General features: G+C 71.0%; 4 protein-coding genes and 2 pseudogenes. 4 read left to right on the forward strand and 2 right to left on the reverse strand.

The window, feature by feature from the left end; genetic code table 11:
• Positions 1–208: 208 nt before the first annotated feature.
• The gene (locus tag VXC91_RS41120; RefSeq protein ID WP_329512475.1) at positions 209–634 is read right to left on the reverse strand and encodes a winged helix-turn-helix domain-containing protein; all 426 of its coding nucleotides are present in this window, start codon (positions 632–634) and stop codon (positions 209–211) included.
• 321 nt (positions 635–955) lie between these two features.
• On the opposite strand from VXC91_RS41120, the gene VXC91_RS41125 reads away from it, so the two are divergent.
• From VXC91_RS41125 to VXC91_RS41140, 4 genes and pseudogenes are all read left to right on the forward strand, one after another.
• A complete protein-coding gene (locus VXC91_RS41125; RefSeq protein WP_329512476.1) occupies positions 956–2,683 on the forward strand; it encodes a replication initiator in 1,728 nt (575 codons plus the stop codon).
• On the forward strand, positions 2,680–2,871 hold the full coding sequence (locus VXC91_RS41130) for a helix-turn-helix domain-containing protein (RefSeq protein ID WP_329512477.1): 192 nt from the start codon (positions 2,680–2,682) through the stop codon (positions 2,869–2,871). Before VXC91_RS41125 ends, VXC91_RS41130 begins: the two co-directional genes overlap by 4 nt.
• Positions 2,871–4,102: pseudogene (locus VXC91_RS41135) on the forward strand (tyrosine-type recombinase/integrase). Before VXC91_RS41130 ends, VXC91_RS41135 begins: the two are co-directional and overlap by 1 nt.
• 102 nt (positions 4,103–4,204) lie before the next feature.
• Positions 4,205–5,395 (forward strand): annotated as a pseudogene (locus VXC91_RS41140) (IS1380 family transposase); the annotation flags it as partial.
• Positions 5,396–5,615: 220 nt separating this feature from the next.
• On the opposite strand, the gene VXC91_RS41145 reads toward VXC91_RS41140, so the two are convergent.
• Entirely contained in the window at positions 5,616–5,894 is a 279-nt protein-coding gene (locus tag VXC91_RS41145; protein WP_329512478.1) for a hypothetical protein, read from the reverse strand.
• Positions 5,895–6,376: the final 482 nt, after the last annotated feature.

Here is a 6,376-nt window from a genome sequence, read left to right on the forward strand (position 1 = left end):
CACGCCCGCAACTTGCTTCCAGGCGGTGCCAGGTTGAGTCCCGCTCGCGCCTGGGCCCGGCCGCCCATCGGCACTCAGCACGGGTGTCGGGTGCTTGCCCCACGATGGGTCGGTCGGCAGCTTTCGGCCGGCTCAGACGGGTGGGCTCCGCCTTGAACCTCGTAGAGAAAATCTGAACGCAGGCTCTCAGCGCGCCCGGCACAGAGGGTCAGCGACCCTGCTCGCCGCCGCCCGACTCCAGCGCCTCGACGCGGTGACGGAGGTCGGCGATCTGCTGAGCAGCCTCGGCCAGCGCCAGTTCCAACGCCTCGACACGGGCCGTCGTCCCCCCGGCGGATGCGGTCACCTCCGGGCCGTCGAGGTCATCGGCGCCGTCGGGGTGGTCGCGGTGGGCGACGAAGGCGCCCTTGCCGGGACGGGAGACCGCCCACCCCTCCTGCTTCAGCAGGGTCATGGCCTTCTGCACGGTCAGACTCGACGCACCGAACTCCCGCATCAGCACGGCCTGCGTCGGCAGCGGATCCCCCGGCCGCAGCCCACCCGAGCGGATCCGCTCCCGCAGGGCCTCGGCGATCACCTCGAACGTCAACTGCACCCCGCTGCCCGCCGACCTGCGCCCGCGCCGCCCCACCATGCCCGGCCACCCCCGCTTTCCCTGCCTCTACCACCAGATTCCGGCCCGTCCAAACCCGGAAACCGGCCCCACACTACCCGCGTCCCACCACCCAGCAGAAAGGAATCAGGAGGGATGCACTTGAATGCGCCCGTGAGGCGATGTTAACGTCACGCACCCGCCGGTGATCACCACCACGCCCCGCCGACCAGGCCCTCCCTCGTCCGGCCCCCGCGCCCCACTCCGAGGCGCCCCGTTCCCCTGTGAGCCGATCACTTCGGCCTGCCCACGTCGCCCCGCGCCGTACCGCTTCCGCGCCCCCGCCGAAAGGCCCCCTCCCGCATGCCCGCACAGCTCCAACTCCCGTACCCCGCGACCGTTCCAGCCGCCTCGCGTCCGGCGTCGGCGTTCACGACGCCGACCTACCCGGCGGAAGTCACCGCCTCCGCGGCGGCAGGGCGGGCACTGGAGCGCCGCGCCCGGCTCACCGCCAAACTGGCCAAACTCGCCGCCACCGGCCAACTCGCACCCCTCGCACACCAGATAACCGGACTCGGCGGCTGCCCGCACCCGATCCGCCTCACCGGGCACCGAACCCACCTCGACACCGCGACCGGCGAGATCCTTAACCACCTCGACTCCGGCCAGCTCCCGGCGGGCGAACTACTGGTCCGCTGCGGCAACCGCCGCACCACCCGCTGCCCCGCCTGCTCCACCGTCTACCGCTACGACACCTACCAACTCATCGCCGCCGGACTCCGCGGCGGCAAGACCGTCCCCACCAGCGTCGCCGCCCACCCCCGCGTCTTCGCCACCCTCACCGCACCCGGCTTCGGCCCCGTCCACAACCAACCCGACACCGGACACTGCCACTGCGGCCACACCCACCCCGACAACGACCCGCTCCTCGGCACCCCGCTCAACCCCGAGCGATACGACTACACGGGCGCGGTGCTGTGGAACGCGCACGCCCCGGCCCTGTGGGCCCGCTTCACCACCCACCTACGCCGCGAGATCGCCAAAGCCGCCGGCCTCACCCAGCGCGCGCTGCGGCACCACGCCACACTCTCCTACGCCAAAGTCGCCGAGTACCAAAAACGCGGCCAGGTCCACTTCCACGCCGTCATCCGCCTCGACGGCCCCACCGGCCCCGGCAGCACCCCGCCCGCCTGGGCCACCACCCAGCTCCTCGACCACGCCGTCCGCGCCGCCGCCACCCGCACCCGCGTCCACCACGAGGGCGAACCACCGAAGCACCCGCAGCCCGCCGGACACGTCCCCGCGTCCCAGCCACAAATCCCAGATCGGGCAGAGCGGTTGGTGTTCCGGTTCGGCCGGCAAATCGACGTCCGCGTGATCCGCAGCACGGACTTCACCGGCGACGGCCCCGTCACCGACCGGCACGTCGCCGCCTACATCGCCAAGTACGCCACCAAGGGCGCCGAGACCACCACCGGCACCCTCGACCGCCGACTCCGCCTCCTCGCCGAACTCGCCACCCACGACATCACCGACCACGCCCGCCGCATGATCCACACCGCCTGGCACCTCGCCACCAACCGCCAGCACGCCCATCTCCGCCTGCGCCAATGGGCCCACATGCTCGGCTTCCGAGGCCACTTCTCCACCCGCACCCGCCACTACTCCACCACCCTCGCCCACCTCCGCGCCGAACGCACCGCCTGGCGCACCAGCCGACCCGACACCCAGACCCCCGCCCCGGCATCGGCTGAAACGCAGACCAGTCAGACGGACGGCAGTCCGATCGGTGACCGCGCCGGACACTCCACTGACCTGGCCGCCGGTCACCGTCCCGGTCACCGCAACATCGCCGGTCAGCGCGTGGACTCGGACACGACGCTGGTCATCTCCCACTGGCAGTACGCCGGAACCGGCCTCCTGCCCGAACTCGCCCACCTCGCCGACCTCCTGACCGCAACACGGCAGACCCGACGTGAGCAACCGACCCGAACCCGGCGCTCGCAGCGCCCTGGTGACCGTGCCGGTCACCCGGTCGGTCACTCCACTTATCGCCTGACCGGCGATGTCGGGGCGGGGGGCGCCGCGTGACCGCCAGCACTGAACTTCTCACCGTCCCGCAGGTCATGGAACGCCTCCAACTCGGACGCTCCGCCGTCTACGACCTCCTCCGCAGCCGCCAACTCGCCTCCATCACCATCGGCCGCGCCCGCCGCATCCCCTCACACGCGCTCGCCGACTTCATCCACACCCGCCTCGACCAGGAAGCCGCAGCCTGATGCCCGCCCCCCGCCCCGTCCGCAAGTCCCGCGCCAACGGCGAAGGCACCGTCTACCAGCGCAAAGACGGCCGCTGGGAAGCCGCAGGCTATGTCCTGACCACCAACGGCACCCGCAAGCGCACCCGCGTCTACGGGGCCACGCGCAAGGAGGCCGCGGACAAGCTGACCGAGCGCATGGCCGCCAGCAACCGCGGCCTCCCAGCACCGGCTGCGGACTGCACCGTCGAGGTGTACCTCCAGCACTGGCTCGACAACATCGCCGTTCACCAGCTCCGCGAGACCACCCACACCCGCTACCGCGCCACCGTCCGCCTGTACATCAACCCCGCTCTTGGCAAGAAGAAGCTGGGCAGGCTGACTACAAGGGACGTCCGTGGCTTCCTCGATCAGCTCCGCACCCAGTGCCAGTGCTGCGTCCGAGGACTCGACACCCAGGGCGGGTGCTGTTCGACCGGGGCCTGCTGCGGCAAGCGGCTCTCACCCCTGACCGTCAGCTACATGCACTCCGTAAGTCCGCGCTCCAGCACGCCGTACGCGAGGACGAACTCCCCCGCAACGTCGCCCGGAACGTGCCCGCCGGCATACCACGCCCCAAGCGCACCGAACCACTGACGACCGCCGAGGCCCGACAGCTCCTCGAGGCCGCCGAAGGCCACCGCCTCCACGTCCTGTTCGAACTCGCCCTCCACACCGGCCTACGCAAGGGCGAACTCCTCGGCCTCCAGTGGACCGACCTCGACCTCACCGGCGGAACGGCCAGCATCCGCCGCACCCTCCAACGCACCAGCAGCCGGGGCCTGACCACCCTGCCGACGAAGACCACCAACTCCGAACGCCGCATCACCCTGCCCGCCGCCTGCATCCACTCCCTGCAGGCCCATCGGCGGCGGCAGGAACAGAAACGGGCGACTGCCGGGGACAAGTGGCAGGAGACCGGCTACGTGTTCACCACAACCATCGGCCGCCCCATCGACCCCACCAACCTCACCCGCGCCTTCACCACCCTCCTCAACCGCGCCGGCCTCCGCCGCATCCGGTTCCACGACCTTCGACACACGGCGGCAACGCTCCTCCTGGAGCAGGGCGTCGAACTCGTCGTGATCAAAGAGCTTCTCGGGCACGCCCACATCGGCGTCACCGCCGCCGTCTACGCCCACGTCCGCCCCCGCCTTCAGCATGCCGCCATCACCACCCTCAGCGACGCCCTCAAGACCGACGTCATCCCGTAGCGCCGCACCGTTTCCAGGAACGCCGACGGCCCCGCGAGATGCCTCGCGGGGCCGTCGGCGTCCGGCTGCGTTGCCGTCAGCGTTGCCGTCAAACGGCGTTACGCTGCGATGCTCGCCGGGGCCGACAGCATCGACGACGCCGACGTGCTGCGGCACGGTGCGACGGCGAAGGCGTTCACGGGGATGCGCGCCCCGACCACGCTCGGTGCCTTCCTGCGTGCGTTCACCTGGGGGCACGTGCGCCAACTCCAGTCCGCTGTCCGGGCGTTCACCTGCAACCTCGCGGTGCACTGCCGACTGCTGCCCGGATCCGACCAGGTCGTCTACCTCGACATCGACTCCAAGGTCAAGCAGGTCTACGGGGCCGGCAAGCAGGGTGCCGAGCACGGCTACACCAAGGTCCGCGGCCTGCACTTCCAGATCGTGACCGCCTCCACCCCGCTGGCCGCCCCAGTGATCGTGGCCTCCCGGCTGCGGAAGGGCTCGGCGGGCTCCGCCAAGGGCGCGGCGAGCCTGATCGCCGAGGCGATCCGCGCGGTGCGGGCCATGGGCGCCACCGGCATGATCGTCGTGCGGGCCGACTCGGCGTTCTTCTCCCACAAGGCGGTGGCGGCCTGCCGCCGCGCCGGGGCGAGGTTCTCCCTGGCCGTCGCTCAGCGCAAGAAGGTCCGTCAGGTCATCGCGACCATCCCCGAGACCGCCTGAACGCCGATCAAGTACCCCAAGGCGATCTGGGACGCGGACGAGGAACGTTGGATCTCGGACGCGGAGGTCGCCGAGGTCGAGTACACCGCGTTCACCGGCAAGGCCAAGAAGCACCGCGTCACCGCCCGGCTGCTGGTCCGGCGCGTCAAGCGGCTGGGCGACGCCCACGCCCCAGACGGCCAGGGCGAGTTGTTCACGGTCTACCGGTTCCACGCGGTCTTCGCGGACACGCCCTTCCCGCTCGTGGAAGCGGAGAAGATCCACCGTGCGCACGCTGTCGTGGAGCAGGTCTTCGCCGACCTCGAGGACTCCGCGCTCGCGCACCTGCCGTCGGGGAAGTTCACCGCGAACGCCGCGTGGCTCACCCTGGCCGTGCTCGCCCACAACCTCACCCGCGCCCTGGGCTGCCTGGCGTCCGCCTTCCACGCGAAGGCCCGCACTGGCACGATCCGCCGCCAACTGGTAGCCGTCCCGGCCCGGTTGGCCACCGCCGCGCGCACGCTGACCTTCCACCTCCCCGCCCGATGGCCCTGGCAGGACGCCTTCCAGAGCCTGTGGACAGCCGGCGGCTGTCGCCTGCGGCCCTGAACTCCCGCCCGCCACAACCGCCCACGGCCCACGGATCTCGGAGACCCCGCCACCGGAACGGCCATCCGGCAATCACCCATGCCCAGCCACCGAAATCCACCCCGAACGGCACCGGAAACGGCTCACAGAAATCGAGTCGGCGGATCCAGGGTGAACCCGACTACCTTGCCGTAGGTCGTCGGCGCAGATTCGAGAGGGTCGGTGTCGAGGACCGTGGTGATCACTCGTTGGCGCTCCGCTCGCGTTCCACGCGTTCGCGGATGTAGTCGTCGTGCCGCTCCGCGTAGTCGGCTGGTGCTTCGATGCTGCCGGACAGTGCGAGGAAGCTGGCGGGGAGGAGGTCACCGTCGTCGCCGCCTCCGGCCACGTCTGGGACCTGTTGGTCGACCCGGGAGAGTTCCTCGTCCTCGGTGATGATCAGCCGCAAGCGCCGCACCTGGGTCGGGCTCAGCCGATCAACCAGGTGGTGCAGGTGCTCGTAATCGTGCGCTGCCGTCATGGCTCAAGCCTGACACGCCCCCGGCCTGCCTGTCCTGGCTCTTTGACCTCCCGTTCTGGGCTCTGTCACGTGTGCTCGCGGGGGTTGGGGGGTCGGGGTCCCGCCTGGTGTGGGGCCAGTCGTGGTCCGGGGGTCATACGCCCGCCCGCGAACGGGGTGGGCTCGTCCCTGCCCGTGGTTTCACCCCGTGGCCCCCGGAATGCGGCCGGCGCGGGCCCCGCGCCGGGCGGGTGGCTCAAGGTGCCCTCGGCCCCGACGTCGCCCCTTCCCGGGTACGCCGTCGGCTCAGGGTGGGTGATCTGCTTCGGCTTCCGTACTGGGTCATGACCTGGCTGACGTGGTGGTGCGGGCGCGTGTGGAGGGTGGCGGATCGGCGGCACCTCACCTACCGATCAGCCCGCGCCCGTCCCGGCCCGCCGAGGCGGGCCGGGACCCTTGATACAAGTAAGGAAACTCTGAGCACGATCACCCAGATCCAGGGG

Origin of the sequence: Streptomyces chiangmaiensis (genome assembly GCF_036281785.1) — a bacterium.
GTDB lineage: Bacteria > Actinomycetota > Actinomycetes > Streptomycetales > Streptomycetaceae > Streptomyces > Streptomyces chiangmaiensis.

What these genes read in the sequence shown, in the direction of transcription:
- VXC91_RS41120 (WP_329512475.1), bottom strand. Translation starts at nt 634, where the DNA reads ATGGTGGGGCGGCGCGGGCGCAGGTCGGCGGGCAGCGGGGTGCAGTTG.
- VXC91_RS41125 (WP_329512476.1), top strand. Translation starts at nt 956, where the DNA reads ATGCCCGCACAGCTCCAACTCCCGTACCCCGCGACCGTTCCAGCCGCC.
- VXC91_RS41145 (WP_329512478.1), bottom strand. Translation starts at nt 5,894, where the DNA reads ATGACGGCAGCGCACGATTACGAGCACCTGCACCACCTGGTTGATCGG.